Source organism: Tardiphaga sp. 768_D3_N2_1 (genome assembly GCF_052076105.1).
Taxonomy (GTDB): domain Bacteria; phylum Pseudomonadota; class Alphaproteobacteria; order Rhizobiales; family Xanthobacteraceae; genus Tardiphaga.
Window position 1 is genome coordinate 1,575,817 of record NZ_CP197245.1, and the last position, 26,875, is coordinate 1,602,691.

Here is a 26,875-nt window from a genome sequence, read left to right on the forward strand (position 1 = left end):
ACGCTCATGCCGGACTGGATTGTGCCACTGTTGCTGCTGATCGGAATCGTCGCCGTTCTGTATCGCGCCTTCCTGCATACGCCGCGGGCGCCGCCCAGCGGCAGGAATCACGAGGAAGGCGTCACCAATTACTGGGACCTCCACCGCGATCAGCAATTTCACGATCACTGATATCGCGGGCCCCATCACTTCCTGACGATGTCACTTCCTGACGATGCCGCGTCCTGACGTCATTACTTCCTGACATATTTGCGTGCGGTCAGCACGGGATCGATGCGTGTGGCTTCGGCGATGTCGCGGGCGCAGCCGGCGGTGTCGCCGAGCGCTTCGCGGGCGATGCCGCGCTGGATCAGTGACGACGCGTCCGCAGGATCGAGGCGAAGGGCCTCGCTGAAATCGGCAATGGCGCGCGCAGGCTCATTCTTGTTCTGCCAGGCACTGCCGCGACTCCAGAACGCGACCGCCAGAGCGAGATCGTGTCTGAGCGCTGCATCGGCGTCGGCAATGGCGGCATCTGCATCGCCCGCCAGCAGATAGCCGACCGAACGGCTGACATGGAGCATCGCAAGATTCTCGCCGCGATGGTGATCGCGCGCGATGGCGCGGTTGCAGGCGGCGATGGCCCTGTCGTCGGTATCGCCCAGGCAGATGTCGTAATCGCTGGCCGGATCGGCCGGCGCCGGCGTGGCGGCTATGGCCTGCGCCGCGCCGAGGCCGGCGATCAGCGCGGCCACGGCCAGCATGCGGAAGCGGGGCAGGCGCAGCGGCGTGGTCGCAGACATGGCGGGCGCTCGGGCAAGGGGGCGGGACGTTGCCCTTTGGTCGGCGGCATCGGCCGAAAGGTTCGACGGCGCGCCAGCGCGGCAGCGGCTGCGCAAGATGGAAGTACAATCGCCATGGATGACCTGATCCGCATTTTCACCGAGCGCGGCGACCTCGCGCATCTCGCTCTGTTTCTGTGGGCGAGCGTCGCCAGCGCCGCGGCGCTGTTCGCGCTGCGCGAACTCGCCGGCGCCTCGCGCCGTTTCGACGAATTCGTGCGGCAGCTCGCGCGCTTCAACCGCCGTGCGCATCGCCGCCACCGCATGCGCGACGACACCGATGACATCTGAAGAGGATCTTTCATGGACAGCCTGCACGACGTGATGCGTTCGATCCGCCCGGAGACGAAATCGGGCAAGGATCATCTCAGTGTCTTCAGGGAATTTCTCGCCCATCTCGATCAGTTGCAGCGCAAGGCGCTGTCTTCCAGGCCGCGGGCGAAGCCGCCGGCGCGTCGGAAGCCGGCGCGGCGTGTGAAAGTGTAGTTCGGTTTTTCTTTCCCCTCTCCCCCAGCGCGGCGAAGCCGTGCGCCGCGGGAGAGGGTGCCTGAGCGTAGCGAAGGCGGGAGAGGGCGCAACAAGCGACGTTGCTAGCGGCCTACCCCTCTCCCTGACCCTCCCCCGCAAGGGGGGAGGGAACACTTCTATCTGAGCAAAGCCACGATCTCTCTCTTTCCCCGCATCCTGCGAGGCCGCCGATGCACGCCCCGTTGCCATCGCCCCAGCCATCTCCCGCACGCCTCGCACTCACGCCCGACGGCGTGATCGAGGGCTATGCCTCGCTGTTCGGCGAGATCGACCAGGCGCGTGACATGGTGATGCCCGGCGCCTTCACGCAGACGCTGAAGCTGCGCGGTCTCAGAAAGATCCCGATGCTGTTCCAGCACGATCCCTCGGAGCCCGTCGGCGTCTGGCTCGAGATGAAGGAAGACCTGCGCGGCTTATGGGCGCGGGGCCGGCTGATCCCGGATGTGACACGCGCCCGCGAATTGCTGGCGCTGCTGCAGGCCGGCGCGGTGGACGGATTGTCGATCGGCTATCGCACCCAGCGCGGCCAGATCGAGCCGAAGACGCGCGTGCGCAAGCTCTATCAGGTCGATCTCTGGGAAGTGTCCATCGTCACATTCCCGCTGCTGAATGGCGCGCGGGTGAGCGCCGTGAAGGAGGCGCCGCGCTCGCGCCTGCGCGCCGAGCGCGACTGGACGCAACTCACCGGCAAGGACTTCGCCGGATCACATCTCACCGGTTTGAGCGGCGCCGCGGATGCACCGGCGCCGGTCATCCGGCGCGGACGCAAGGCAAGCGGGCCTGTCCAGACCTGCGCGCTGCGCGCCCGCGCCGATCGCAAGCGAGCGCTCGGCGCCGTAAGCGCCGGTGTCGCGTTTCGCCGGAAATCCGAAAACCGTGAAAGGACCTAGTGCAGCTCGTCGGGCGGGATCGGCAGGTGCAATTGCGCCGCGCGCTCCTCACGCTCCTGCTTGCGGAACTCACTCTCGCGCCGCTCGAAGGCGAACATCTGTTCCTGCGCCTGCTGCAGGAACTGCTCGTATTTCGTCATCGGTGGTTGAGCATGTCTCATCGTCGCCAACTCCGTGCCCTGTCATCACACCGGGCGATAACACCATACCCCGCCCGCGGGTTCACTGTTCTAGATCAAATTTGACGTCGCTCGCGGCAAGTTTCGCAAGCTCCGCGGAGCGCGTCAACGTGCCGGCGTGGCGCTGTTCGCGTGACCTCTGTTCCATCCCCCCATTACCCCCCCAATGGAGATCTGCCCATGAGTTTCGATATCACCGATGCTGCCCCAGAACATAAAGCCGGTTTCTCGACCGGCCCGCGCGACGACTATGACGAGTTGCGCCACACTTTCGAGGAATTCAAGTCGGCCAATGACGAGCGATTGGCTCGCATCGAGCACAAGCGCAGCGATGTGCTGCTGGAGGAGAAGGTCGATCGCATCAACCAGGCACTGGATGCGCAGCAGCGGCGGCTGGATAATTTGGCGTTGCGCCAGGCCCGGCCATCGCTCGACGGCATCCGGCGGCAGCCGCGCGATGGCGTGGTGCGCGAGCACAAGAGTGCCTTTAATGCGTATGTGCGTGCCGGCGATGTCGATGGTCTCAAGCAGATCGAGACCAAGGCGATGTCGGTCGGCAGCAATGCCGACGGTGGCTATCTGGTGCCGGTGGAGCTCGAACACGCGATCAACCAGCGTGTGATGGCGATCTCGCCGATCCGCAGCATCGCCTCGGTGCGCGAGATCTCCGGCAATGTCTACAAGAAGCCATTCATGACCGCGGGGCCAGCAACGGGCTGGGTCGGCGAAACCGACGCGCGACCCCAGACGACGTCGGCGACATTCGACGCGCTGTCATTTCCGGCGATGGAGCTCTACGCCATGCCGGCTGCGACGGCGACGCTGCTCGATGACAGTGCAGTGGACCTCGACCAGTGGATCGCTTCCGAAGTCGAACTGGTCTTCGCCATGCAGGAAGGCGCGGCCTTCGTGGCAGGCGACGGCGTCAACAAGCCGAAGGGATTTCTCAGCTATACCACGGTGGCCAATGCGTCCTCGAGCTGGGGCAATCTCGGTTACATCGCCTCCGGCGCAGCGGGAGCGTTTGCGGCTTCCAACCCGTCGGATGTGCTGATCGATCTGATCTACAGTCTGAAAGCGGGCTATCGCCAGAACGGCAGCTTCGTGATGAATCGCAAGACCCAGGCGACCATCCGCAAGTTCAAGGACACGACCGGAGCCTATCTCTGGCAGCCACCGGCGCAGGCCGGAGGGCGTGCCACGCTGATGACGTTCCCGCTGGTGGAGGCAGAGGACATGCCGGACATTGCGGCGAATGCGCTTGCACTGGCCTTCGGCGATTTCCAGCGCGGCTATCTCGTCGTCGACCGCGTTGGCGTTCGCGTGCTGCGCGATCCCTACAGCGCCAAGCCTTACGTGCTGTTCTATACGACGAAGCGCGTCGGCGGCGGCGTGCAGGATTTCGAGGCGATCAAGGTGCTGAAGATGGCGGCGAGCTGAGAGACGGACGGTTGGCGCGGGCGATGTGCCGTCGCCCGCCATTCCGTGGTTCAGCAATAGCGGTAGTTGCAGCCAAATTGCTGGCGGCCAACAAGCAGCTCCGGCGGCACACCATAGTGGCTGTAGTAGTAGGAAACCTGCGGCGGACCGAAATAGCGGTGAACCTGAATTGGAGCTCCGACCGGGGACGAATAGGTGGTGACCTTGTCCCACGGCGGGGATTCGACGGCAAGGTAACGCCCGCGGCCAGCGAGCGGTGCCGGCTCCGCCACCGGGCCATGGCCATAGCGCGGAGTGCCCGAGAGATCGGCGGCTGCCGCCGGCAGCGTCATAGCAGCAGCGATGCAGGCGAGGGCGAGCTGGCGCAGCACGACGGGCATTCCTTCTGATCAGCGTGTCACTGCGCGAGAGCGATGGCGACGTATGTGCATGCATATCTGCCAGAAAGAGCTTGCGTGAGGCTGATCTGACCTGCGCCGGCGTGTATCGCAGATATGCTGGATGTCGCGGCGGGGCGCTCTCCATCGCCTTCGGCGATTTCCGCCGTGGCTATCTGATCGTGGACCGCCAGGGCGTGGGGTGCCGCGCGATCCCACCAGCGCCAAGCCCCATGTGCTGTTCTACACGACCAAGCGCGTCGTCGGCGGCGTGCAGGATTTCGATGCGATCAAGCTGCTGAAGATGGTGGCGAGCTGAAGAGAGCATTCAGCTCGATCTCAATTAACCGGAGCCGGCCCTTGGGCCGGCTTTTTGTTTGCCGGACGGCGAGGTGATCCATGCAGCCGCGTTTCGATGCTTACCTGCAACGCCAGCAACAGCGCTTCATGCGACCGGACGCCGGGCGCTATCTCAGACCGGATGCCGCACGGTTTGGCAAGCCCTTGGTTGCTGAGCCGCAATTGCTTGAAACGAAGTGGGACGGGCAACCACGTATCGAGGAAGGCGAAGGAGAGGGCAGGTTCACTTTCGGCAGACAAAATGAAGGTGAGGGTGACGGATCGGGACGGCCGCGTGTTTATATCACCCGCAGAGACGACACCGGCACGGATACCGGTCTTGGCGATGGGGACGGCAGTCAGGGAGGCGAACTCTGGCTCGGTTCATTCGTGCCGCCTGGCATCGGCCACAATAGCGAAGGGGAGCTCGAGGGCGCACCAGAGATCCCACAAGATATGCCCGAGACGCGTGAAGAGCGAATGTCGTTTGTGCGCGCCGCTGCCAGCTGGTTGTTTGGACGCTCTGCTATTGCGGTCAGTGCCTTTATTGGTCTGCTGGATCAGGTGGAAGAGATTGGCCGGCTCTCACACATGATCCGGACGGCCAACGATCCACCTGCGTCACTTGAGGAACTTCAGCGGCGAGCGCAAACTTCAAGCGAGCCAGGTTATGAAAATCACCACATCGTCAACCAGCACGGCGGCAATCGTGCCAAATTCGGCGATAGTCGGATCGAGGCGCCGGAAAATGTGGTGCGCATTCCGCAATTGAAGCATATCGAGCTGAGTCGGTGGTACGCGACAAAAAATTCCCGCTTCGGAGGACGCTCACCCCAAGAGGCCTTGCGCGAGATGAGTTGGGAAGAGCAAACTCGGATCGGCTTGGAGCAACTAAGACACTTCAAGGTGCTCGAATGAAACAGACAAAGAACGAGAACCTTAGTACGCAGGAACTGGTCGGGCAATTTTTTGATCTGGCACTGGCACAGCATGAGGCAGTGGAGACATTTCAGACGGCGCGCTACAATCGACTTTATGACTGTATCAAGCTGATCGAGGCGCAGCTCCAGTCTCGTGAGGGCGATCATCGTCGTGCGTTGATCCCGCTGCTTCAGGCGCCCAATATTCAAGTCCAATTCATGGCAGCTTACGCACTACTAACCGTTGCACCCGAGCAGGTGCGAAAGACCTTGGAGGTTATTCGCGGATCTGGACGTTTACCCCAGTCGGCCGATGCGAGTTATACGCTCGACCACTTCGATGAAAGCATCGAACAGGCGCGACGTTATGAGACTGGGAATCCTTGAGGCGGGCCTTCGGTTCAGAGGAATAAAGCGCCCTCTGACTGGATCTCTATAGGGGCCGCAGGAAATCAGCCGACGGATCTGCTGATTTTGCCTGGGCGTTTGAATTGGTTCCCGGCGGAACCATTCCCCCGCCGCCGTCGTTACCTCCGTTCACGTCACGCAAGCTTTGGGAGAACGACAATGAGACTGACCGAACGCGTCGCGTGTGCGGCGGTGATTGCCGTGATGGGGTCCTTTGCGGGATCGGCAGCTCAAGCTGCTGACCAGACCTTTACGGGGGTTGTCACCATCCTTGATCGCACCACCAGCGAGGTGGTGATCAAGCAGGCGCCGGCTGGCGAGACCATTGGTGCGAATACGCCGGGAGCGGTGGAGAAATTCAGGCTGCGCACAGTTCCGGAGTCGCTGCATGCCGGCGAGCGCGTGACGGTGACCTATACCGAGAGCAATGGCGTCAAGACGATCAGCAATGTGACCGAGAAGAAAGACTAGGGCATTCTTCTTTGAAGTGAATCGGGACATCCGCCTCGTCATTGCGAGGAGCCCTTGCGACGAAGCAATCCAGTTCTCCTGTGTGGCTCTGGATTGCTTCGCTCCGCAAAATCGCGAAGGCGATTTTGCGGGCTCGCAATGACGAGCCTCGAGCCTCTGGTTTTGTTCAATCTCAAGCATGCTCTGGCGATACGGGCGCGTGTAAGGCCACTCAATCCTTCAGCACGAATTTCTTGCGCAGCTCGGTGGCGACTTCGTCGGCGAGCTGCTGCGCATAAGTCGCGTGTTTCGGCGCGGTGATCACCATCGGCCGCCAGCCGAGCAGGGCATCCCGGCGCACCGACACATAGACGCCGCCGACAACGATGCGCTGGGCGATCATTTCCTCAAGTTCGGCTTCGGTCTTTTCTTCTTTTCGCACAACCGGCTTCCCGTGATGCTCTGAAGCACCTCCCTCTAGCTAGGGAGGCGTTTCGGAAATGCAGTTCACAAGAATGAGAGACACCAATATCACAATGTCGCAGGCAATGCCGTCGCATGTACTGCTATCGCAGGTAAATGCTGTCGCAGTCTGAAACCTCCGCGGCCCGCGCAGGTTCCGCGCGGCGCTCAGCAATAGCCGTAGAAGCCGCAGCCATAGGGTGCGCGGCTGAAGATCGTCTCGGACGGGGTGCCGTAATAGTTGCGGTAATAATAGGAATTCGGCTTGCCGTAATAGCCATGCACGATGGAGGGGATATCCACCTCCGGCGCATATTGCACGATCGGCTCTTCGATCGGCCGCTCGTCCTTGACCACGACGGCGCGGCGGCTCTTCACCACCGGCTCGTCGAACAGGCGGCCGATGCGGCCCTGGCCGGCCATGTCGGCGGCCTGCGCGCCCGCGATCAGGGCTAGCGTCGAGACGGCAAGAATGAGCAGGCGCAGCAAATCGGAGACCCTCATGATTCGCGGATCATAGCGGAGAACCTTTCACGGATCTTAACGGCGGCTGCCTTGCGCGGCGCTTGCTTGCACAGGCCTGCGATCAGAGCGGCGTGCCCCAGGCGCGCGCCGTCTGCAGGATCCAGTCGCGATACAGCGTCAGCGGCGTCACGCCGGTGAGGCCGCCGCAGCCGGCACTGCTCTTGGCGCCGGTGGACCAGGACACCACGCCGATCACGACATTGCGGCCATTCTGCTGCTGCAGCACGGGGCCGCCGCTGTCGCCGGTGCAGGCGCCGAGGCCGTCGCGCGTGTTGTCGGTCGCGGGATCGACCAGTCTTATCTGCAATTTGCCGGGATGGCTGGTGGAGGTGAGCTGCGCCGCGCGCACGGTGCCGCCGCTCTTGCCATCGCCGCGCGCGGCGACGCCGATGCCGGCCACGAGATAGCTCTGTCCGGCGGCGAAGGGCTCGGTGGGCACGCCGAGCGGCAGCGCGGTCTTGCCGGGCAGGGGATCGGCGAGCTGCAGCAGCGCCACATCGGCGCTGGCGCGATGCGCCTTGATGCCCTGCGCATTGAATTGCGGATGATCGGCGACGCGCTTCACCGCCAGCAATTGCGGCTGCTTCTGCGCGTCATAGAGCACGATCTTGTAGCTGGCGCCGGGCGTCACGCAATGCGCCGCCGACAGCACCAAAGTCGGCGCGATCAGCGCGCCGGAACAGAAATTGCCGCGCGAGCCGACAATGGTGATCACCGCGCGGCCGATCTCGTCGTCGCGCACGTTCGCGCCGCCGACAAGGGCAGAAGCGGGAATTGAGATGAGCGATGCAAGCGCGATGCTGGCAATAACGAGAGAGCGCCTGATAGCGCGTGCGCGCAGCGGCGTGCGGGAACCTGTCTGAATCATGGCGGGGATGTCAGCCCCGCGGCCCCGCGATGTCAATTCCCCGATTGGTCACACGAGCGTCCCGGAGATCCCATGTCCGCCATACCCCTGGTGCCGCCGGCCGGCGAGCCGCTGTCGCTGGCCGAGGCCAGACAATTTTTGCGTGTCGAGCATGCCGACGATGACGCTGTCATCGCCGCGCTGATCGCCGCCGCGCGCGCGCATGTGGAAGCGCTCACACGCAGGGCGCTCATGACGCAGACCTGGCGCGTCGTGCTCGATGCCTGGCCGCCGCATGGACGCATCAGCCTGCGCATCGCGCCGCTCAAGACGCTGCTGGCAGTGCGGATGTTCGATGCAGTGGGTGTCGCACATGCGCTGGAGGTCGAGAGTTTCGTCGTCGACACCGCGGCGAATGTCATTGCCGCGCCGTGCTGGGCGCTGCCCGCGCCGGGGCGCAGTATCGCCGGCATCGAACTCGATGTGATCTGCGGCTTCGGCGCACTTGCCAGCGATGTGCCCGCGGATCTCATTCATGCGCTGAAGATCCTGCTGGCACATTGGTATGACAATCGCGGCCTCGCGCCTGCCGGCGGCGCAGCGTCGCAGCCCGCAGGTCTGTACGCGCTGATCGCGCCGTATCGGGGGCTGTCGTTATGATCGATCCCGGACGGTTGAAGACGCGGCTCGTGATCGAGGCGCCCGATGAGGCCGATGACGGGCAGGGCGGCGCCCTCCGCAGCTACAGCGCCGTCGCCACCGTCTGGGCCGCGGTGCTGCCGGCGCGCATGAGCCGCGAGGTCGAGGCCGATGCAGACGGCGCGCTGGTGCATCTGCGCATCGTGCTGCGCAGCGGCTTCGCGCTGACCCTGCGGCATCGCTTCGTCGACGGCGCGAAAATCTATCGCATCGTGGCGCTGCGCGAGATCGACGAGCGACGCTTTGTCGAGATCGACGCCGAATGGCGTATCGACTGAATCCCACGGAGCCTCCCATGCCCGCAGCCCACGTCGCCTTGCGCGCGGCGATCTTCGATGCGCTCAAGGCCGACACCGCGCTCGGCGCCGCGCTCGGCGGTCACCGCGTCTATGACGAGCCGCCGGCCAATGTGGCCTTTCCCTATGTCACCCTCGGCGATGCGCGCATCGTCGATGTCTCCGCCGATGACAGCAATGTGCAGGAGCATCAGCTCACTTTGCATGCCTGGTCGCGGCAGGGCGGCCACAAGGAGGCGCATGTGATCACCGGCGCGCTGCTGCAGGCGCTGGACGACGCGCCGCTGACGCCCAGCGGCCATCGGCTGGTCAATCTGCGCTTTGCCATCGCCGATATCCGGCGCGAGGCCGATGGCCGGACCTATCACGCCGTGGTGCGGTTTCGCGCCATCACCGAACCGCAGGATTAGAGGGAGCACGCGATGGGCGCACAGAAGGGCAAGGATCTCTTGATCAAGATCCATAACGGCACGGCCTTCGTTACGGTGGCGGGGCTGCGCAGCCGGCGCATCGCCTTCAATGCGGAGATCGTCGACATCACCCATGCGGAGTCCGTCGATCGCTGGCGCGAACTTTTGGCCGGCGCTGGCGTGCGGCGCGCGTCGATCTCTGGCCGCGGATTGTTCAAGGACGGCGCCTCCGATGCCCTGGTGCGGCAGGCGTTCTTCGACGGTACCATCAGCAATTGCCAGGTCCTGGTGCCGGATTTCGGCACCATCACCGGCCTGTTCCAGATCGCCAGCCTCGAATTCGCCGGCGAGCACAATGGCGAAGTGAGCTTTGATCTCGCGCTTGAGTCCGCAGGCGCGCTGACCTTTGCCGCGGTGTGAGGAGATCATCATGCCCAACAGATTGCGCGGCGAGATCGCCGCCGAACTCGGCGGCCGCAGCCGGACGCTGGTGCTGACGCTCGGCGCGTTGGCCGAGCTCGAAAGCGCATTCGGCGCGGATGATCTCGCAGCATTGGCCGAACGTTTCGGCTCCGGGCGGATGTCGGCGCGCGATCTCATCCGTATCATCGGCGCCGGATTGCGCGGGGCAGGCGAGGCGATCAGTGACGACGAGGTCGCGGCCATGACCGTGCCGGGCGGGGCCGCAGGTTTCGTCGGCATCGCCGCCGAACTGATATCAGCGACCTTCACCGACACGCCGCAGGCCGCGCCATGACAGAGCCCGCGCCGTTTCCATGGGCCGAGGCGATGCAGTTCGGCTTCGGCGTGCTGCGGCTGTCGCCCGACGCGTTCTGGCGGATGACGCCGCGTGAACTGGCCCATGCCATCGCGGCGGTGCGTGGCCCTGTCTCCATGCCGATGGATCGCGGCGCGCTCGACGCGCTGATGAAACAGTTTCCGGATTCCGGGGAGCCTTTGCATGAGTGACACCAGTGACCTTTCCGCGGCGTCCGGCACGCTCGACAGTATGACCACGAAGACCGCCGGCCTGACCTCAGCCGCGACGACTTTCTCGAAAGTCATGACCCAGGCATTTTCGAGTTCGGTCGCATCGGGCCAGAAGTTCGATGACGTGCTGAAGTCGCTGGCGCTGAAGATGTCGGACCTGGCGGCGAAATCGGCGCTGCAGGCCGGCGCGGGCGCGCTATCATCGAGCATTTCCTCGCTGGTCTCGAGCCTGTTCGGCGGCGCGGGCAAGGCGGGCGTCAGCAGTCCGGTCAGGGCGTTCGCGTCGGGCGGCGTGATCGGCACGCCCAGCTATTTTCCGATGCCGGGCGGCACGGGTCTGGCCGGCGAGGCCGGACCGGAAGCGATCATGCCGCTGCAACGTGCTGCCGATGGCAGCCTCGGCGTCGCCGCGCAAGGCGGCGGCAACACCATCAATGTGCAGATTGCAACGCCTGATCTCGATGGCTTTCGCCGGTCGGAGAGTTATGTCACCGGCCAGATCGCGCGGGCGGTGGCGCGTGGTCAGCGCAGTTTGTGAGCAATTCGCCCCTTGGCAACAGCCGGACGATCAACGAACTGTCTAAGGCATCGCGTTAACTCCCGCTGCGTCGCCGCAGGAGCTCACTTCCGCATTCAGTGGTACAGTTGAGCATGCCTGGCGTACCGGTGGCCAACCCGGTTGGGAATGACCTCGGCCGGACATTGTCTCCATCTCCCGGCAGGTTTATGTGACCTCGAGCAATCTGCGCATTCACTGATAAACCAGCACGGGGATTTTCGCGAGCGCTAGCACCTTGTTTGTCACACTGCCGATGAGAAGCGCGGAAAGTCCACTGCGCCCATGCGATGATATAACGATGAGGTCGCAGCCTTTGTCCTCGGCTGCTGCAATGATGCCTTGATGGGGTTGCGGGTTCTCCACTTGGATCGTCTCGCTGGAAACACCAGCCTCCTTTGCCGCCTTTGCCGCGCGATCCAATGCGCTCGCGGCCTCGTCCTTGCGCAGCTCGATATATCTTGCGAACTGCCCTGTCATTTCCGGAAACGGTTCCACGACGTAGATGAGGGATACCCTGGCTCCAACGGATTTCGCCAGCGCCAACCCATGCGCCACCCCGAGCTCCGCTAGCGCCGATCCATCTGTCGGAATGAGAATATGCCGGTACATGCTTCATCTCCCGATTGTCTGGACATATCGCGACGTTCCAAATGTAGCTGCGCGTTTCGGAGACAATCTTGAGATAGATCAATTTATCGATCCATCGTGCCTGCGAAGCCGAAACTGATTGCTATCAGCGGATAGCCGACTTTTTTTGGCGAGCCTCCCGGAAGGTTTGTAGTTTCGCAGCAGCCGTTTGGCTTGGTTTGTAACGGCAAATCCGGATGTTCCTGCGCCGGATATTCTCAAGGGGCGCGGTTCGCCGGAGGGCGCGGGGCGCTCGCGCATGGCAAAGCCGGAAGTGAGCGAGGTGGGGCGACTGTTCATCGACGATGCGTGTGGTTTCGCTCTAACCCTGTCTCGTGTCCGCTTCGCGGGTCGCCCGCCTCTCCAGAGGAGAGTGAAGGAATACCAGCTATGACCCCGTTTCACGACATCCTGTTTCCGCTCGACATCGCGCTGAAGAGCGCAGGCGGGCCGGAGCGGCGCACGGAGATCGTCTCGTTCGGCTCCGGACGCGAGGAACGCAACGCCCGCTGGGCGCATTCGCGTCGCCGCTACGATGCGGGCTATGGCATCAGGACGCTGGCGGCGCTGCAGACCGTGGTGGCGTTCTTCGAGGAACGGCGCGGGCGGCTGCATGGCTTTCGCTGGCGCGACCGGCTCGATCAGACGTCGAACATGGCAGGTGGAGCGATCTCGCCTGATGATCAGGGCATCGGCATCGGTGATGGCGCAACCGCCGCGTTTCAACTGATGAAGACCTATGGCAGCGCCTTTGCGCCCTATCAGCGGCCGATCACCAAGCCTGTCGACGGCAGCGTGCGCATCGGCGTTGGCGGCAACGAGATCGCGACCAGTGCCTTCAGTTGTGATGTGACAACGGGCCTCGTGACATTTGCCAGCGGGCACATTCCCGCAGCGGGGGCCGCAATCACCGCCGGTTTCCAGTTCGACGTGCCGGTGCGCTTCGATACCGACTATCTCGAAGTCGATCTGTCGGCCTTTGCCGCCGGTGCAATCCCGAAGATTCCGCTGGTGGAGATCAGGATATGAGAGCGATCCCGGCGGCCCTGCAGACCAAACTCGATTCCGGCGTCACCACGCTGGCGCTGGTCTGGAAGCTGACGCGGCGCGACGGTGTCGTGGCGGGTTTCACCGATCATGACTGCGATCTCGTCATCGATGGCGTCATCTATCGCGCCGGCACCGGGCTTGCCGCGTCGGAAGCCTCGAGCCGCTTCGATCTGTCGGTGGATGGCGGCGATATCGCCGGTGCGCTGGACGACGAGATCCTCACGGACGCTGATCTTGCGGCGGGGCGTTACGATGCCGCGCAGGTGGAGACCTGGCTGGTGGACTGGAGCGACACCTCGCTGCGCGTCCTCACGGCACGCGGTACGCTGGGCGAGGTGAAACGCGAGGGCACGGCCTTCATCGCCGAATTGCGCGGGCTTGCGGCGCTGCTGTCGCAGGAGAGCGGGCGGCTCTATACGGCGCGCTGCGGCGCCGATCTCGGCGATGGCAGATGCCGCATCGATCTCGCGGGCTGGCGCGGCAGCGGCGCGGTCGCGGCGCTCGAGGGCACCTCGATGTTCTCGGCGAGCGGCCTCGGCACCTTCGCCGATGATCTGTTCACCGCGGGATGTCTGACATGGACGAGCGGCGGCAATGCCGGGCTTGCCATGGAAGTGAAGCAGCATCGCATCACGCCGGGCCATGTGCGGCTGTCGCTGTGGCAGGCCATGGCGGAGCCGATCGCGCCCGGCGATGCATTCACAGTTACGGCCGGCTGCGACAAGACGCTGGCGACCTGCCGTGACCGCTTCGGCAATGTCGACAATTTCCGCGGCTTCCCTGATATTCCCGGCAACGACTTTGTCATGAGCTATCCGACGCCGGGGACGGGTGGGAGGATGAGCGGGTAGCGAGTGGCCGAGTTACTCACTTGCCGCCAGTGACATCGAGGAATGTACCGGTGACGAAAGACGCCTCGGCGCCTGCCAGCCACAGGATCGCCCGCGCAACCTCTTCAGGCTGACCGCCTCTTCCCATGGGGATCGAGTCTTTGACGCGATCCACCCGTCCCGGTTCTCCACCACTGGCATGCATGTCAGTATAGATGTGCCCGGGGCGAATGCAGTTGACGCGTATGCCATCCCGCGCGACTTCCTTGGCGAAGCCGGTCGTGAATGTCTCGACGGCGCCCTTCGACGCGGCGTAGTCGATATATTCGCCCGGGCTGCCGAGCCGGGCCGATGCCGATGAGATGTTGATCACGGAGCCGCCCCGCCCGTTGTGACGATAGGACATCCGCTTCGCAGCCTGCTGTGCGCAGAGGATGGGACCAATCGCGTTGACCGCAAAGATGCGCTGCATCCGCTCGAATCCGAGATCCTCCAGCCGGGACTGCCGCGCAAGCATTGCGGCGTTGTTCACCAGCACATCGATCCGGCCGAACATACGGTCGATCGCGGCGAATAGCTGGGCGACCTGCTCTGGATCCGCGCTGTCTGCGCGCACGGGCAGGGCCCGACGTCCAACCGCTTCAACATCAGCCGCCACCGCAAGGGCGGCAGCCTCGTTGGAGACGAAGCTGATCGCGACATCGTAACCTTGCGCGGCAGCAAGCCGCGCAGTCGCGGCGCCTACGCCACGACTTCCACCCGTGATCAGAATGAGCGGCGTCTGTGAGGCTGTCGTCATCTAGCGAACCTTCATGTGGTGGTGGGATAAAAATTGATAGACATGCCCGGCGAAAGACGGATGACGCTCATGCCTTCTGTCCGGACGACTGCGACGCCGCACCGATGTCGACGTCCTCGCCGAGATGTCGCGAGAGCGCGATCATGAACGGGCAGATCGCCAGCGCCGTCATCGCGGTCGCGGCTGTTGCCGTCACGGGTCCGAACGCGTCGCCCAGAAAACCATAGAGAACCGGGGCGCCGGCGCCCGCGCCGATGGTGCCGGTATAGAACAAAGCGAATGCACGTTCGGTGCGATGGGGTGAGGTCAGTTCGGGCACCGTTCCATACAGCACCGATGATGTGCCGTTGAGCATCACTCCCAGCGCCGGCAGAAGCACGATGGCCGGGACGAGTGGCAGCACCAGAACGCCGACAATCAGAACGGCCGTAGCAATCTCGGTGAAGAGGACGGTGCGCCGGGTACCGACCTTGTCGCCAAGCCAGCCGCAGGCAAACTTGCCGGCGGCTCCACCGATGAAGACAAGTGCCAGAGCAAAGCCGACGGTGGGAAGTGTCGCTCCTTTGCCAATCAGGAGGAATGGCAGAAAGGCAAGGAAGCCCATTCTGACGGCGCTATCGAGCATGCCGATCGCCAGCAGCCAATAGAACCCGCCCCGGTTTTGACCCGCCTGGCTGGCTCGTTCCTTCGCATCGGTTGCATGTCCTTTGCCGACGGCGGGCATCCACACAGCCATGGCGACGGACACCGCGATGCCTGCGACAGCGAGCGTGAAGACGGCGTGTTGCCAGGCGACGCTGACAAGCAGCAGGGACATGAGCGCCGGGATGGCCGCCTTTCCGAGATCGCCTGTGAAATTGTAGATGCCAAGCGGCCCGCGCGCAGCGCGCCCATAGGCGCGTGACACGGCGGCGGACGCCAGAGGGTGCTGGGTGCTCGAGCCTGCGCCTGCTACCGCCAGCGCAAAACTCAATCCGACGATGCCGCCGGACATGCCTGCGAGTGCGTAGCCCAGCGCCGCTAGCGCCGTGCCGCAACAGAGAATGATCTTGGCGTCGATGCGCTCCGCAAGATGCCCTGCCGGAATCTGCAAACACGCCATGGTGCCGGAATAGAGCCCGCGAAAAATCGCGAGAAGGCTGTAGCTCAATGCGAATTCGGCCTGCCAGATCGGCAGCAGCACGTAGATCGTATCGGTGAAGCCGTCGTGCAGCGCGTGATTGAGCCCGGTGAGTGCAAGCGTTCGCGTGGCGCGTGTGGGGGGCGGAGGAGCCGGGGTGGGGCGTGTCGTGGTCTCGTGCTGTGTCATGGGTCTTCCGCGCTGGCGCAGCACTCGCAGAAAATCTGAAGATTGAGGTGCCAGAGCCGGAGCTTGGCGCGCGAAACGCTGCTATTCGTCACCATGAACGAGACTTGCGATCGTCACAAATCAGTAATATTCAGGTTTGGGTTAGAAAATCTCAATCATGTCCACCTTTGTCTCGCGCCGTAGTCTGCCGCCGCTGAATGCGGTCCGCGCCTTCGAGGCTGCCGCCCGTCTCGGCAGTCTGAAGGATGCGGCCGTCGAGCTGAGCGTGACCGATGGCGCCGTCAGTCAACAGATACGGCACCTGGAAGACTGGCTGGGAGCCCCGGCGCTGTTTCGGCGCTCGGTCCGGCGGGTCGTGCTGACGCCAGCCGGCGCCGCGCTACTGGCCGAATTCGGGCCGGCCCTCGATCGCATCTCGGCGGCCGTGCAGCAGCATCGAACCAGACGGCATGACGCGCCGTCCATCGTGCTGCATGTCAACGCGCTTGCGACCTTCAGTTTGCGATGGCTGTTGCGACGCATGGGCGCCTTTCGTGCGGAGCATCCCGACATCGAGGTACGTTTGAGTACGTCGAACGAGACGATCGACGCTCTGGCCGAGTCATTCGACGTTGTGATCAGAGGAGGGCCGGACACCTTTCCGGGCTACACATCGCGTTTCCTCTTTGGGGAGCGACGGCTGCCCGTGTGCAGTCCGGCCATCCTCGATCGCGCGCCACTGGCCGATATCCGCGATTTGTCGCGCCATACGCTGCTTCATGTCTCATCGATGGCGCGACTTTGGCGCGACTGGCTGACCGAGGCCGGGGAGCCCGCCCTTCGCCCGGAGGCATCCCTGACCTTCGATCATTTCTACCTGACCATACAGGCAGCGATCGACGGGCTCGGTGTGGCGATGGGCCCGACCGCACTGGTCGCCGACGATCTCGCGGCCGGGCGATTGATGACGCCATTTCCCGACATCAGTCTCTCGGCCCGAAGCTACTTCGCCTATCTGCCGGAAGCGCGACGGACCGATCCACATATCGCCGTGTTCTGCGACTGGCTCGAGCAACAAGGCCGCGATCTCGTCCGGAGCTAGCGTCGATAACACCGTCGCTTCCATGAACCGCTGGGGCAAGGCGCGAGCGGCGACGCCGATCAGAGTCGAGGCTTCCCTTTTCTGTCGCCTGGCAATGGCGCGTCGCGCGCTTGCAAGCGACTGCACTGCTTCGTTACAGGGCTCATCGCGATGATGACGGCGCTTGCGGCGCCGTCATTTGAACCAGAGCGTGGACTCATTGGACGTTCATATCCAGTGCGCGTTCCTCCTGTGATATTAATGACGCAATCGGCCGAATACGGCGGCGAGCCTTGTCGGATGACCGATATTGGTTGGACTCCGCGATGTTTTACCCCGCTAACCTGTTTGCACAGAACCCCGCTTAACGGGTCCAAGCACGACGGGCGCCGCAAAGGCGCAACGGAATTTCAGACGTCGCTATTTGGGCTGCGGGGAGATTTGTTTGTCTTATTTTGTAGCGTCTGAAGGCGCGCTGGAAACCGGTGCGGCCATTGTTGCGCGCAAGCGATCGAATAGCCGCTTTGCGGCGCTGACCTTGGAGGCGTCGTCCCGTCGCCTGCTGGGCACCAGCTCCATGGTGGCGCTCGGACTGGTCCTGGCAACATCGACGCCGTCGCGCGCCACCGACTGGACCGGCGGCACCTCAACCGACTGGTTCATCGGCACCAACTGGTCGGCCGGCGTTCCAACCAGCGCGGTCGACGTGAATATCGACACCGTTGCGCCCAATGCCACAGTGGTCGGAGCGGCCGGCGCGCAGGCGCATTTTCTCATTGTCGGCGTTTCCGGCACCGGCACGCTGGCGATCCGGAACGGCGGCACGGTGAGCAACCTCACCGGCTATCTCGGCTCCCTTGCCGGCTCGACCGGCACCGCGACGGTTGATGGCACCGGCGCGGCCTGGACCAATTCCAGCAATTTCTTTGTCGGCTATTCCGGCACCGGCACGCTGACGATCCAGAACGGCGGCACGGTGAGCAGCAACTACGGCTATCTCGGCGCCAATGCCGGTTCGACCGGCACCGCGACGGTTGACGGCGTCGGTTCGGCCTGGACCAATTCCGGCGACCTCGTTGTCGGCCGTTTCGGCACCGGCACGCTGACGATCCAGAACGGCGGCGCGGTGAGCAACGGCGGCTTCGGCTCTCTCGGCTACTTTGCCGGCTCGACCGGCACCGTGACGGTTGATGGCGCCGGCGCGACCTGGACCAATTCCAGCGACCTCTATGTCGGCAATTCCGGCACCGGCACGCTGACGATCCGGAACGGCGGCAAGGTGAGCAACCTCACCGGCGATCTCGGAGTTAATGCCGGCTCGACCGGCACCGCGACGGTGGACGGCGCCGGCTCGTCTTGGACCAATTCCGGCGACCTCATTGTCGGCGATTCCGGCACCGGCACGCTGACGATCCGGAACGGCGGCACGGTGAGCAACGTCACCGGCTATCTCGGCTCCCTTGCCGGCTCGACCGGCACCGTGACGGTTGATGGCGCCGGCTCGGCCTGGACCAATTCCGGCGACCTCTATGTAGGCCGCTCCGGCACCGGCATGCTGACGATCCGGAACGGCGGCGCGGTGAGCAACGCCGGCTTCGGCTATCTCGGCTTCACTGCCGGCACGACCGGCAGCGCGACGGTTGACGGCGCCGGCTCGACCTGGACCAATTCGAGCACTCTCATTGTCGGCTATTCCGGCGCCGGCACGCTGACGATCCAGAACGGCGGCGCAGTGAGCGACGTCACCGGCGTTCTCGGCTTCACTGCCGGCTCGACCGGCAGCGCGACGGTTGATGGCGCCGGGTCGGCCTGGACCAATTCCGGCGGGCTCTATGTCGGCAATTTCGGCACTGGCACGCTCACAATCCAGAGCGGTGGCAAGGTGAGCGACGCCGACGGCTATGTCGGCAATAATGCCGGCTCGACCGGCACCGCGACGGTTGACGGCGCCGGCTCGTCCTGGACCAATTCCAGCACGCTCAACGTCGGCGTTGCCGGCACCGGCACGCTGACGATCCAGAACGGCGGCACGGTAAGCAACGCAGGCATCGGCTTGCTCGGCGTCCATGCCGGCTCGACCGGTACCGTGACGGTCGACGGCGCCGGGTCGTCCTGGACCAATTCCGGCAATGTCTATGTCGGCGTTCTCGGCACCGGTACGCTGACGATCCGGAACGGCGGCGCGGCGAGCAGCCCCGGCGTCGTCACTATCGGCGAACTTGCCGGCTCGACCGGCACCGTGACGGTGGATGGCGCCGGGTCGTCCTTCACCAATTCCGGCCTCGTTGTCGGCTCTTTCGGCACCGGCACGCTGACGATCCAGAACGGCGGCAAGGCGAACACCTACACCAGTTATATCAACGCCGGCACCACGACGGTTAACGGCGCCGGGTCGTCCTGGACCAATTCCGGCAACCTCTCGGTCGGCAATTCCCGCGCCGGCACTCTGACGATCGAGAACGGCGGCGCGGTGAGCAACGTCACCGGCTGGATCGGCGTCAATGCCGGCTCGACCGGCACCGTGACGGTTGATGGCGCCGGCTCGTCCTGGGCCAATTCCGGCACGCTCTTTGTTGGCAATTCCGGCACCGGCACACTGACGATCGCCAATGGCGGCGCCGTCTCGACGGCTTCGGGCATGCAAATCGCCGCTTTGGCCGGCTCGACCGGCACGCTCAATATCGGCGCCGCCTCCGGCCAGGCCGCGGCCGCGCCGGGCACGCTGACCACACCCTCGGTCGCGTTCGGGGCAGGCACCGGCCGCATCGTCTTCAACCACACCGCCTCGAACTACAACTTCGCCCCGATTATCTCCGGCGCGGGGGCGGTGACGGTGGAGAACGGCACCACGATCCTGACCGCGACCAACACCTATAGCGGGGCGACCACGGTCAATGGCGGCACGCTGGCGGTCAATGGCTCCATCGCCAATTCGGCGGTGACGGTCAATGCCGGTGGCACGCTCGGCGGCACCGGCACCGTCGGCGGTGCTACCATCAACGGCGGCGGCGTGCTCGCGCCCGGCAATTCGATTGGCACGCTGACGGTCGGCGGCAATCTGGCGTTCGGCGCCGGCGGCATCTACCGCGTCGAGGTCTCGGCATCGGCCGACCGCACCAATGTCACAGGCGCCGCGACGCTCACTGGCGCCACCGTGCAGACGGTCTTCCTGCCGGGCAGCTATGTCAGCAAGAACTACACCATCCTGTCGGCGGCCGGCGGCCTCGGCGGCACCAGTTTCGGTGGCGTGAGCGGGCTGCCGAATTTTAACGTCGGCCTGAGCTACACGCCGACCGACGTGCTGTTGAATCTCACGGCGTCGCTCGGCCTCGGCGGAGCATTGGGCGGCACTCAGCAGAATGTCGCGGGTGCGCTCAACAACTTCTTCAACACTGGCGGTGCGCTGCCGCCAGCCTTTGTCGCGCTGTTTGGTCTCACCGGCGGCAATCTCTCATCCGCGCTGTCGCAGGTATCGGGCGAGACCGCCACCGGCTCGCAGCAGACGACCTTCAGTGCGATGAACCAGTTCATGGGCGTGATGACCGATCCCTTCATCGACGGTCGCGGCGATCCGGTTTCAGCGGGATCGTCCGCGGGTGCATCGGCCTATGCCTCACCGGACATGCCGCGCTCCGGTGCGGCGCGCGATGCCCATGCGATGTTCACCAAGGCGCCGGTCATGGCCGATCCGTTCGCGCAGCGCTGGAGCGTGTGGGCGGCAGGCTATGGCGGCTCGCAGACCACGAACGGCAACACGACACTCGGCTCCAACAACACGACCAGCCGCATCGCAGGCATCGCGGTCGGCGCCGACTACCGTATCTCGCCGAATACGCTGGCAGGCTTTGCGCTGGCGGGCGGTGGTACGACCTTCAGTGTCGTCAATGGCGGTTCTGGCCGATCCGATATGTTCCAGGCCGGCGCCTTCATCCGGCACAATGCGGGTGCGGCGTATCTCTCCGGCGCGCTAGCCTATGGCTGGCAGGACATCACCACCAATCGCACCGTGACGGTGGCCGGCATCGACCAGTTGCGCGCGCAGTTCAACGCCAATGCCTTCTCGGGTCGCGTCGAAGGCGGCTATCGCTTTGTCAGCCCGTGGATGGGCGGCATCGGCATCACGCCCTACGCGGCAGGACAGTTCACCACCTTCGATCTGCCGGCCTATGCCGAGCAGGCGGTCACCGGCGTCAACACCTTTGCGCTGGCCTACGCATCAAAGAGTGTCACCGATACGCGCAGCGAACTCGGCCTGCGCAGCGACAAATCATATGCGATGCCGGACGGAATCGTCACGCTGCGGGGGCGCCTGGCATGGGCGCATGGTTTCAATCCCGGCCGCAGCATCGGTGCGACGTTCCAGACATTGCCGGGTGCATCCTTTGTCGTTGGCGGCGCCGCGCAGGCCAGCGACTCCGCACTCGTCACCGCCTCCGTCGAAAAGAAATGGCTGAACGGCTGGTCCGTCGCCAGCACCTTCGAAGGCGAGTTCTCCCAGCTCACCAGGAGCTACGCCGGCAAGGGCGTAGTGCGGTATGCGTGGTGAGGTGACGACTTCCGGTTTTGGCCCATCGCATCATGTCGCTGTGCTTTCGATTAACTGGAACTATCGATTCTTGCGCAGGAATGCGTAGTCCGCCGAATAGGGCACGCTGAGAAACTGGCCGGCATGATCGCATGAACCGGTGGCAACGCCGCCTTTGGTGTTGATGCGCTGGATCACGTCGACCTTTGCGAGCTTGCCGTCGCCATGCCGGTCAGTCGCCGTCAATTTGAGCCACGGGATATCGCTCGCGGTTTTACCTGGTACGCGGCCAACCGCTTTGCCCCCCAGCGTGCTGCCATCGGTGAGTTCCCAATGCGGGCCCGCATAGTGGCGGCCTACGGTCAGTCCATTGGACAGCAGTGTGGCGATCGGCTCGCGGAAGGTCCAGGAGAGCTTGCCGTCGGAGGCGGCCATGCACTCATACACCTGAGCGCCTTCGCCGTGATAGATCGCGACAGTCGTGGCATCCGGCTCGGCAATTTCGGACGGCACCTGAGCCGCGACCGGATGTGTCAGCGCGGCGAGGGCGGCGACGAGCGCCGCCCCGAACAGCCTGCACTTCACTTTGCGTTTCATATGATCGTTCATGGGACCTCGCGCGTGATGTCTATTCAGTGACGACTTCGCCGGAGCCGCCGAGTTCCGAGGGAAAGTCCCTGAGCTTCGGCAGGCCGTCCTTCATCGGCAGCACGGCCTCTGCATAATTGACGTGGACACCGGGTTCGAAACGAAGTGTCGGGATGGTCGCCGCAAAGACATCGACCAGACCGAATGTCGGATGATTGGTCAGCAGGTGTCCACCGCATTTTGCACAATATTGCCGCTGGCTGAGCGGTGTCTTCTGGAAGCTCGCAATATGTTCGGCGCCTGCGGTGATCCGCACGGCACTCGGCTTCCACAGGCTGAAGGCATTGACCGGCCCGCCGGACCACGAACGGCATGAACTGCAGTGGCAGTAACCCATCGCCTCCGGCGCGCCGTCCACTTCCAGTTCGACCGCGCCGCAGAAACACTTTCCGACATGTGTCATCGCTCGTTTCCTCTTGCTTGTGCCTCGCCGCGAAGCGGGGCGCGCTGGGCATGCTGCTAGCAGTGCTGCGCGAGGCGAAGCGTCATTCGATCGAATGAGAGCCGATCACAGGAACAAGATGTGTCGTCGCAGAATGCGGTCAGACCGTGGCGTGCGCGCAGTGCAGTCATGGATTGCGGGATAGACAATATGATCGAAACGCTCACGCGGGCCGCCATCGTCAGCGAGGCGCGCGACTGGATCGGCACGCGCTATCAGCATCAGGCGTCGCTCAAAGGTGTCGGATGCGACTGCCTCGGCCTCGTGCGCGGCGTCTGGCGTCATTGCATCGGCGATGAGCCGGAAGCGCCGCCGCCTTACGCGCCGGACTGGGCGGAGGCACGAGGCGAGGAGGCGCTGGCGCAGGCGGCGCTGCGGCATTTGCTGCCGATTGCCGTGGATGAGGTTGGCGCCGGCGACGTCCTGCTGTTTCGCTGGCGCGACGGTTTCGTCGCCAAACATGCTGCGATTGCGAGCGGCGCGGGCACAATGATTCATGCCCATGATGGTGCGGCCGTCTGCGAGGTCGCCCTGACACCGTGGTGGCGTCGTCGTCTTGCTCTTGCGTTTCGCTTTCCCGGAGTGAGCTGATGTCCACACTGGTTCTCTCGACCGCGGGAAGCGCGATCGGTGGCCTGTTCGGCCCGCTTGGTGCGATTGCGGGCCAGCTCGCCGGTGCGGCGCTCGGCGGCGCGGTCGATAGCGCGCTATTCGGCTCAAATGATCAGACCACAAGCGGGCCGCAACTGGCCGATCTCGATGTGATGGCGTCGACCGAGGGCGCGCCGATCCCGCGCGTCTATGGCCGTGCGCGGTTGAGCGGCCAGGTGATCTGGGCGACGCGGATCGAGGAAGTTGCAACGTCGGAGGCGGTGCCGACCAATGGCGGCAAGGGTCTCGGCGGCGGGCCGGCCACAACGACGACGACCTATAGTTACTTTGCGAATTTCGCGGTGGGCCTGTGTGACGGCGTGATCGGCCGCGTCGGGCGGATCTGGGCCGATGGCAAGCCGCTCGATCTCGATGGCATCAATCTTCGCGTCTATCGCGGCACCGAAGACCAGATGCCGGACGGGCTGATCGTTGCGAAAGAGGGCGCGGGCAACGCGCCGGCCTATCGCGGGCTGGCTTATGTCGTGTTCGAGCGCTTGCCTCTCGCGAATTTCGGTAACCGGCTTCCGCAACTGTCCTTCGAGATCATCCGGCCGATCGGCCTGCTCGAACAGATGGTGCGCGCGGTGACGCTGATCCCCGGCACCACCGAATTCGGCTATGAGCCGTCCACGGTGGTGCAGCTGCTAGGCCCGGGACAATCGGCGCCGGAGAACCGTCATCACGGCTCGGCGCGGTCCGATGTGGTGGCGGCGCTGGATGATCTGCAGGGCCTGTGCCCGAACCTGCAACGCGTCGCCATCGTCGTGGCGTGGTTCGGCTCGGATCTGCGCGCCGAATATTGCGTGGTGCGGCCGGGTATCGACAATCCCGCCAAGACGACCAGCCCGCTGTCCTGGTCGGTGACCGGCGTCACGCGACCCTCCGCCTATGTGGTGTCGCAAATCGACGGACGCGCGGCATTCGGCGGTACGCCGTCCGACGACAGCGTCATGCATCTGATCGGCGAGCTGAAAGCGCGCGGGCTGAAGATCACTTTCTATCCCTTCGTCATCATGGACGTGTCATCCGGCAATGGCTTGCCCGATCCGTGGAGCGGAGCGGGCACGCAACCGGCCTATCCCTGGCGCGGCCGCATCACCTGTGATCCCGCACCGGGACGACCGGGCTCGCCTGACGGCACCGCAACGGCCGGCGCGCAGATCGACAGTTTCTTCGCCGGAGGTGTCTGGAACTATCGCCGGATGGTGCTGCACTATGCGCAGCTCGTATCGCTTGCCGGCGGCGTCGATGGCTTCCTGATTGGCTCGGAATTGCCGGGGCTGACGCGCGTGCGCTCGGCGCCCGGCGTCTATTCCGCTGTCGCTCAACTGATGGCGCTCGCAACCGACGTGAAGGCGATCGTCGGGGGCGGCACGGCGGTGACCTATGGCGCGGACTGGACCGAATACGGCGCTCATGTCGTTGGCGCGGACGCGTCGGAGATCCGTTTTCCGCTCGATCCGCTCTGGGCATCGGCCGCGATCGATGCGGTCGGGATCGATTACTACGCGCCGCTATCCGACTGGCGCGATGAAGCCGATCATCTCGATCGCGATCTCGCCGACACGATCTATGATCGCGCCTATCTGCGCGGCAATGTGGCCGGCGGCGAGGCCTATGACTGGTACTATCCGGATGACGATGCACGCGATGCGCAGGATCGTGTTGCCATCACCGATGGTCTCGGCAAGCCGTGGATCCATCGCGTCAAGGATCTCTGGAACTGGTGGGGCAATGCGCATCATGAGCGCGTCGGCCATGCGGAGCTCGGCAGCGCGACCGCATGGGTTCCGCGCAGCAAGCCGATCTGGCTGACGGAAGTCGGCTGTCCCGCGGTCGACAAGGGCGCCAACCAGCCGAGCGTGTTTCCCGATCCGAAATCGTCGGAGAATTTTGCGCCGTATTTCTCCAGCGGCGTCCGCGACGACCTGATGCAGCGGCGTCATCTGGAAGCATTGATCTCCGCCTTCGATCCGGCCTTCGGCGCCAGCGACGCGGAGAATCCAGTGTCGCCTGTCTATGGCGGCCGCATGATCGACGTATCCGCCATTCACATGTGGACCTGGGATTCGCGGCCCTATCCAATCTTTCCCGCGGCCGATGACATCTGGGGCGACGGCGCCAACTGGCATACCGGTCACTGGCTGAACGGCCGGCTCGGCGGTGCGCCGCTGGATGCGCTGGTCGAGAGGCTGGCTGTTGACGCCGGCGTGACGGGGATCGATGCGTCGGCACTCTTGGGTGGCTGCGATGGTTATGTGGTGGACCGGCCGATGGCGCCGCGGGCGATGATCGAGCCGCTGTCACTGGCCTATGCCTTTGATGCGACGGCGGCCGATGGCACTTTGCGTTTCATCCCGCGCGGCGGGCTGCCCGCAGCGGAATTCACCGAAGACGATCTGGTGGCAGCCGATGACGGCGCGCTGGCGCGGCTGGTGCGCGCGCAGGAGACTGAATTGCCCCGCCAGGTCAGTATCGGTTTCAGCGATGCGCTGACGGACTATCGGCGCTCGGCGGTGACATCGCGCAAACTCACCGGCGGCGCGAGCCGCATGCTGCATGCGGACCTTGCCGTCATCACCAGCGATATAGCGGCGACGCAGCGCGCCGAGGTCTGGCTGCAGGACCTGTGGGCCGGGCGAGAGCGGGCCGAATTCGCGCTCGGCATGAACGCGCTGGCGCTGGCGCCGGGCGATGTGATTGGGCTGACGCTGAACGGGCGGCGACGGCTGTTCGAGATCAGCGGGCTCGTCGATACACAGGCGCGGCAGGTGACGGCGCGCGGCATCGATCCCGACGTGTTTGCCGTGCCGCTGCTGGCGCCCGAGATCAAGCTGCCGCCGGTACCGGCGGCGCTCGGGCCGGTGCAGGCGATCGCGCTGAACCTGCCGGTGATCGACGGCGCCAATGCCGACGTGCTGACCCGGCTCGCGCTGTTTGCCAATCCATGGCCGGGCTCGGTGGTGGTCTGGCAATCCAGGGATGGCGCGAGTTTCCAGGTGGCCGCGGTTGCAGCGACGCCCGCGGTCATCGGCGAGACGCTGGATGCGCTGCCGGCCGGGCCGACCGCACGATGGGACAATGCCACGACATGTCGCGTGCGGCTGCATGGCGGTGCGCTGGCTTCGCTATCGGATGCGCGGGTGCTGGGCGGCAGCAATTCCGCAGCCGTGCAGAATGCGGAAGGCGACTGGGAGATCATCCAGTTTGCCAATGCCGAACTGGTCGAGGCCAGTACCTATCGTCTGTCGCGGCTGCTGCGCGGGCAGGCGGGTTCGGAATCCGCAATGGCAGCGCTGTTGCCGGCCGGTGCGCCATTCGTGATGCTCGACAGAAGCCTGGTGCCGATCGCACGGGGCCTCGACGCACTCGAACGACCGCTCTCGCTGCGCGTCGTCGGCAACGGCCGCAGCCATGACGACGCCTCGGCGGTCGCGCTGGTGCTGACGCCGGATCGCAGCGCGCTGCTGCCACTGGCGCCGGTGCATGTGAAAGCCGCGCGCAAGGCGGACGGCGTCCACATTTCCTGGATCAGGCGCACGCGTCTCGACGGCGATGGCTGGAATGCCGAAGTGCCCCTCGGCGAAGACGGCGAGGCGTACCGGCTGGAGATCCTCGACGGTAGCTCCGTCGTCCGCAGTATCGTCTGCACCACAGCGCAAGCGCTCTATGCGGTGGCCGACGAGGTCGCCGATTTCGGCGCGCCGCAGCCGAGCCTGCATCTGCGCGTCGCGCAGCTCTCCGGCACGGTGGGGGCGGGCCATTCCACGGAACTAATCCTGACGCTCTGA

At 64.6% G+C, this 26,875-nt stretch carries 32 protein-coding genes and 1 pseudogene; 22 read left to right on the forward strand and 11 right to left on the reverse strand.

Annotated features, from left to right (window positions below; genetic code table 11):
- Nucleotides 1-6 precede the first annotated feature (6 nt).
- Complete coding sequence (locus AB8A27_RS07125) at nt 7-171, forward strand: hypothetical protein (protein WP_441241310.1); 165 nt, start codon at nt 7-9, stop codon at nt 169-171.
- Nucleotides 172-233: 62 nt separating this feature from the next.
- Here the strand turns inward: AB8A27_RS07125 and AB8A27_RS07130 are convergent, their stop codons facing one another.
- Complete coding sequence (locus tag AB8A27_RS07130; RefSeq protein WP_441241311.1) at nt 234-782, reverse strand: hypothetical protein; 549 nt, start codon at nt 780-782, stop codon at nt 234-236.
- A gap of 114 nt (nt 783-896) precedes the next feature.
- Here AB8A27_RS07130 and AB8A27_RS07135 point away from each other — a divergent pair, with 114 nt between their 5' ends.
- The 3 genes from AB8A27_RS07135 to AB8A27_RS07145 all read left to right on the forward strand — a co-directional run bounded on the left by AB8A27_RS07135 (nt 897) and on the right by AB8A27_RS07145 (nt 2,239).
- A complete protein-coding gene (locus AB8A27_RS07135; RefSeq protein ID WP_089267037.1) occupies nt 897-1,112 on the forward strand; it encodes a hypothetical protein in 216 nt (71 codons plus the stop codon).
- Between the two features lie 12 nt (nt 1,113-1,124).
- The gene (locus AB8A27_RS07140; RefSeq protein WP_441241312.1) at nt 1,125-1,307 is read left to right on the forward strand and encodes a hypothetical protein; all 183 of its coding nucleotides are present in this window, start codon (nt 1,125-1,127) and stop codon (nt 1,305-1,307) included.
- A gap of 212 nt (nt 1,308-1,519) precedes the next feature.
- On the forward strand, nt 1,520-2,239 hold the full coding sequence (locus tag AB8A27_RS07145) for an HK97 family phage prohead protease (protein WP_441241313.1): 720 nt from the start codon (nt 1,520-1,522) through the stop codon (nt 2,237-2,239).
- Here the strand turns inward: AB8A27_RS07145 and AB8A27_RS07150 are convergent.
- On the reverse strand, nt 2,236-2,400 hold the full coding sequence (locus tag AB8A27_RS07150) for a hypothetical protein (protein ID WP_441241314.1): 165 nt from the start codon (nt 2,398-2,400) through the stop codon (nt 2,236-2,238). The genes AB8A27_RS07145 and AB8A27_RS07150 overlap by 4 nt on opposite strands.
- 198 nt (nt 2,401-2,598) lie before the next feature.
- On the opposite strand from AB8A27_RS07150, the gene AB8A27_RS07155 reads away from it, so the two are divergent.
- On the forward strand, nt 2,599-3,858 hold the full coding sequence (locus tag AB8A27_RS07155) for a phage major capsid protein (protein ID WP_441241315.1): 1,260 nt from the start codon (nt 2,599-2,601) through the stop codon (nt 3,856-3,858).
- A gap of 50 nt (nt 3,859-3,908) precedes the next feature.
- Here AB8A27_RS07155 and AB8A27_RS07160 read toward each other — a convergent pair whose 3' ends face one another.
- Nucleotides 3,909-4,238 carry a hypothetical protein gene (locus tag AB8A27_RS07160; protein WP_441241316.1) on the reverse strand — a complete coding sequence of 110 codons (330 nt, stop codon included), beginning with the start codon at nt 4,236-4,238 and terminating at the stop codon, nt 3,909-3,911.
- Nucleotides 4,239-4,372: 134 nt separating this feature from the next.
- Between AB8A27_RS07160 and AB8A27_RS07165 the strand changes: the two are divergent.
- From AB8A27_RS07165 to AB8A27_RS07180, 4 genes and pseudogenes are all read left to right on the forward strand, one after another.
- A pseudogene (locus AB8A27_RS07165) lies at nt 4,373-4,554 on the forward strand (phage major capsid protein); the annotation flags it as partial.
- An 80-nt stretch (nt 4,555-4,634) separates the two neighbouring features.
- On the forward strand, nt 4,635-5,492 hold the full coding sequence (locus tag AB8A27_RS07170) for a hypothetical protein (protein ID WP_441241317.1): 858 nt from the start codon (nt 4,635-4,637) through the stop codon (nt 5,490-5,492).
- Nucleotides 5,489-5,881 carry a DUF2019 domain-containing protein gene (locus AB8A27_RS07175; protein ID WP_441241318.1) on the forward strand — a complete coding sequence of 131 codons (393 nt, stop codon included), beginning with the start codon at nt 5,489-5,491 and terminating at the stop codon, nt 5,879-5,881. The genes AB8A27_RS07170 and AB8A27_RS07175 overlap by 4 nt, the downstream gene beginning before the upstream one ends.
- Nucleotides 5,882-6,061: 180 nt before the next feature.
- Nucleotides 6,062-6,373: a hypothetical protein gene (locus AB8A27_RS07180; RefSeq protein WP_441241319.1), complete on the forward strand. Its 312-nt coding sequence runs from the start codon at nt 6,062-6,064 to the stop codon at nt 6,371-6,373.
- A gap of 211 nt (nt 6,374-6,584) precedes the next feature.
- Here AB8A27_RS07180 and AB8A27_RS07185 read toward each other — a convergent pair whose 3' ends face one another.
- The 3 genes from AB8A27_RS07185 to AB8A27_RS07195 form a co-directional block, all read right to left on the reverse strand.
- Nucleotides 6,585-6,794, reverse strand: coding sequence for a hypothetical protein (locus AB8A27_RS07185; RefSeq protein WP_441241320.1), 210 nt, complete (start codon nt 6,792-6,794; stop codon nt 6,585-6,587).
- 188 nt (nt 6,795-6,982) lie between these two features.
- Nucleotides 6,983-7,318: a hypothetical protein gene (locus tag AB8A27_RS07190; protein WP_441241321.1), complete on the reverse strand. Its 336-nt coding sequence runs from the start codon at nt 7,316-7,318 to the stop codon at nt 6,983-6,985.
- An 82-nt stretch (nt 7,319-7,400) separates the two neighbouring features.
- Nucleotides 7,401-8,207 (reverse strand): S1 family peptidase, encoded by an 807-nt coding sequence (locus AB8A27_RS07195; RefSeq protein ID WP_441241322.1) that lies wholly within the window; start codon nt 8,205-8,207, stop codon nt 7,401-7,403.
- 72 nt (nt 8,208-8,279) lie between these two features.
- On the opposite strand from AB8A27_RS07195, the gene AB8A27_RS07200 reads away from it, so the two are divergent.
- From AB8A27_RS07200 to AB8A27_RS07230, 7 genes are read left to right on the forward strand one after another with little or no spacing between them, the layout of a single operon-like run.
- Nucleotides 8,280-8,846 (forward strand): head-tail connector protein, encoded by a 567-nt coding sequence (locus AB8A27_RS07200; protein ID WP_441241323.1) that lies wholly within the window; start codon nt 8,280-8,282, stop codon nt 8,844-8,846.
- Nucleotides 8,843-9,163 carry a head-tail adaptor protein gene (locus AB8A27_RS07205; RefSeq protein WP_441241324.1) on the forward strand — a complete coding sequence of 107 codons (321 nt, stop codon included), beginning with the start codon at nt 8,843-8,845 and terminating at the stop codon, nt 9,161-9,163. Before AB8A27_RS07200 ends, AB8A27_RS07205 begins: the two co-directional genes overlap by 4 nt.
- Before the next feature lie 17 nt (nt 9,164-9,180).
- Nucleotides 9,181-9,591 carry a DUF3168 domain-containing protein gene (locus AB8A27_RS07210; RefSeq protein ID WP_441241325.1) on the forward strand — a complete coding sequence of 137 codons (411 nt, stop codon included), beginning with the start codon at nt 9,181-9,183 and terminating at the stop codon, nt 9,589-9,591.
- A gap of 12 nt (nt 9,592-9,603) precedes the next feature.
- Nucleotides 9,604-10,011 carry a phage major tail protein, TP901-1 family gene (locus AB8A27_RS07215; protein WP_441241326.1) on the forward strand — a complete coding sequence of 136 codons (408 nt, stop codon included), beginning with the start codon at nt 9,604-9,606 and terminating at the stop codon, nt 10,009-10,011.
- A 10-nt stretch (nt 10,012-10,021) separates the two neighbouring features.
- A complete protein-coding gene (locus tag AB8A27_RS07220; protein ID WP_441241327.1) occupies nt 10,022-10,348 on the forward strand; it encodes a gene transfer agent family protein in 327 nt (108 codons plus the stop codon).
- Complete coding sequence (locus tag AB8A27_RS07225; protein ID WP_441241328.1) at nt 10,345-10,560, forward strand: rcc01693 family protein; 216 nt, start codon at nt 10,345-10,347, stop codon at nt 10,558-10,560. The genes AB8A27_RS07220 and AB8A27_RS07225 overlap by 4 nt, the downstream gene beginning before the upstream one ends.
- Entirely contained in the window at nt 10,553-11,119 is a 567-nt protein-coding gene (locus AB8A27_RS07230) for a phage tail tape measure protein (protein ID WP_441241329.1), read from the forward strand. Before AB8A27_RS07225 ends, AB8A27_RS07230 begins: the two co-directional genes overlap by 8 nt.
- Before the next feature lie 213 nt (nt 11,120-11,332).
- On the opposite strand, the gene AB8A27_RS07235 is transcribed toward AB8A27_RS07230, so the two are convergent.
- Nucleotides 11,333-11,749 (reverse strand): universal stress protein, encoded by a 417-nt coding sequence (locus tag AB8A27_RS07235; RefSeq protein ID WP_441241330.1) that lies wholly within the window; start codon nt 11,747-11,749, stop codon nt 11,333-11,335.
- Between the two features lie 408 nt (nt 11,750-12,157).
- On the opposite strand from AB8A27_RS07235, the gene AB8A27_RS07240 reads away from it, so the two are divergent.
- Both AB8A27_RS07240 and AB8A27_RS07245 read left to right on the forward strand, forming a co-directional pair.
- A complete protein-coding gene (locus AB8A27_RS07240; RefSeq protein WP_441241331.1) occupies nt 12,158-12,796 on the forward strand; it encodes a phage distal tail protein, Rcc01695 family in 639 nt (212 codons plus the stop codon).
- Nucleotides 12,793-13,668 carry a DUF2163 domain-containing protein gene (locus tag AB8A27_RS07245; RefSeq protein WP_441241332.1) on the forward strand — a complete coding sequence of 292 codons (876 nt, stop codon included), beginning with the start codon at nt 12,793-12,795 and terminating at the stop codon, nt 13,666-13,668. The genes AB8A27_RS07240 and AB8A27_RS07245 overlap by 4 nt, the downstream gene beginning before the upstream one ends.
- 16 nt (nt 13,669-13,684) lie before the next feature.
- Here the strand turns inward: AB8A27_RS07245 and AB8A27_RS07250 are convergent, their stop codons facing one another.
- Nucleotides 13,685-14,446, reverse strand: a complete 762-nt coding sequence (locus tag AB8A27_RS07250) for an SDR family oxidoreductase (protein WP_441241333.1) — start codon at nt 14,444-14,446, stop codon at nt 13,685-13,687.
- 67 nt (nt 14,447-14,513) lie between these two features.
- Nucleotides 14,514-15,755 carry an MFS transporter gene (locus tag AB8A27_RS07255; protein WP_441241334.1) on the reverse strand — a complete coding sequence of 414 codons (1,242 nt, stop codon included), beginning with the start codon at nt 15,753-15,755 and terminating at the stop codon, nt 14,514-14,516.
- Between the two features lie 157 nt (nt 15,756-15,912).
- On the opposite strand from AB8A27_RS07255, the gene AB8A27_RS07260 reads away from it, so the two are divergent.
- Nucleotides 15,913-16,836 (forward strand): LysR substrate-binding domain-containing protein, encoded by a 924-nt coding sequence (locus AB8A27_RS07260; RefSeq protein ID WP_441241335.1) that lies wholly within the window; start codon nt 15,913-15,915, stop codon nt 16,834-16,836.
- A gap of 424 nt (nt 16,837-17,260) precedes the next feature.
- A complete protein-coding gene (locus AB8A27_RS07265; RefSeq protein WP_441241336.1) occupies nt 17,261-21,361 on the forward strand; it encodes an autotransporter domain-containing protein in 4,101 nt (1,366 codons plus the stop codon).
- 60 nt (nt 21,362-21,421) lie between these two features.
- Here the strand turns inward: AB8A27_RS07265 and AB8A27_RS07270 are convergent, their stop codons facing one another.
- Nucleotides 21,422-21,949 (reverse strand): DUF3455 domain-containing protein, encoded by a 528-nt coding sequence (locus AB8A27_RS07270; RefSeq protein ID WP_441241337.1) that lies wholly within the window; start codon nt 21,947-21,949, stop codon nt 21,422-21,424.
- 19 nt (nt 21,950-21,968) lie between these two features.
- Nucleotides 21,969-22,391: a GFA family protein gene (locus tag AB8A27_RS07275; RefSeq protein ID WP_441241338.1), complete on the reverse strand. Its 423-nt coding sequence runs from the start codon at nt 22,389-22,391 to the stop codon at nt 21,969-21,971.
- Nucleotides 22,392-22,580: 189 nt separating this feature from the next.
- Between AB8A27_RS07275 and AB8A27_RS07280 the strand changes: the two genes are divergently transcribed.
- Together AB8A27_RS07280 and AB8A27_RS07285 are read left to right on the forward strand one after the other, a co-directional pair.
- The gene (locus tag AB8A27_RS07280) at nt 22,581-23,021 is read left to right on the forward strand and encodes an NlpC/P60 family protein (RefSeq protein ID WP_441241339.1); all 441 of its coding nucleotides are present in this window, start codon (nt 22,581-22,583) and stop codon (nt 23,019-23,021) included.
- A complete protein-coding gene (locus AB8A27_RS07285) occupies nt 23,021-26,875 on the forward strand; it encodes a baseplate multidomain protein megatron (protein WP_441241340.1) in 3,855 nt (1,284 codons plus the stop codon). The genes AB8A27_RS07280 and AB8A27_RS07285 overlap by 1 nt, the downstream gene beginning before the upstream one ends.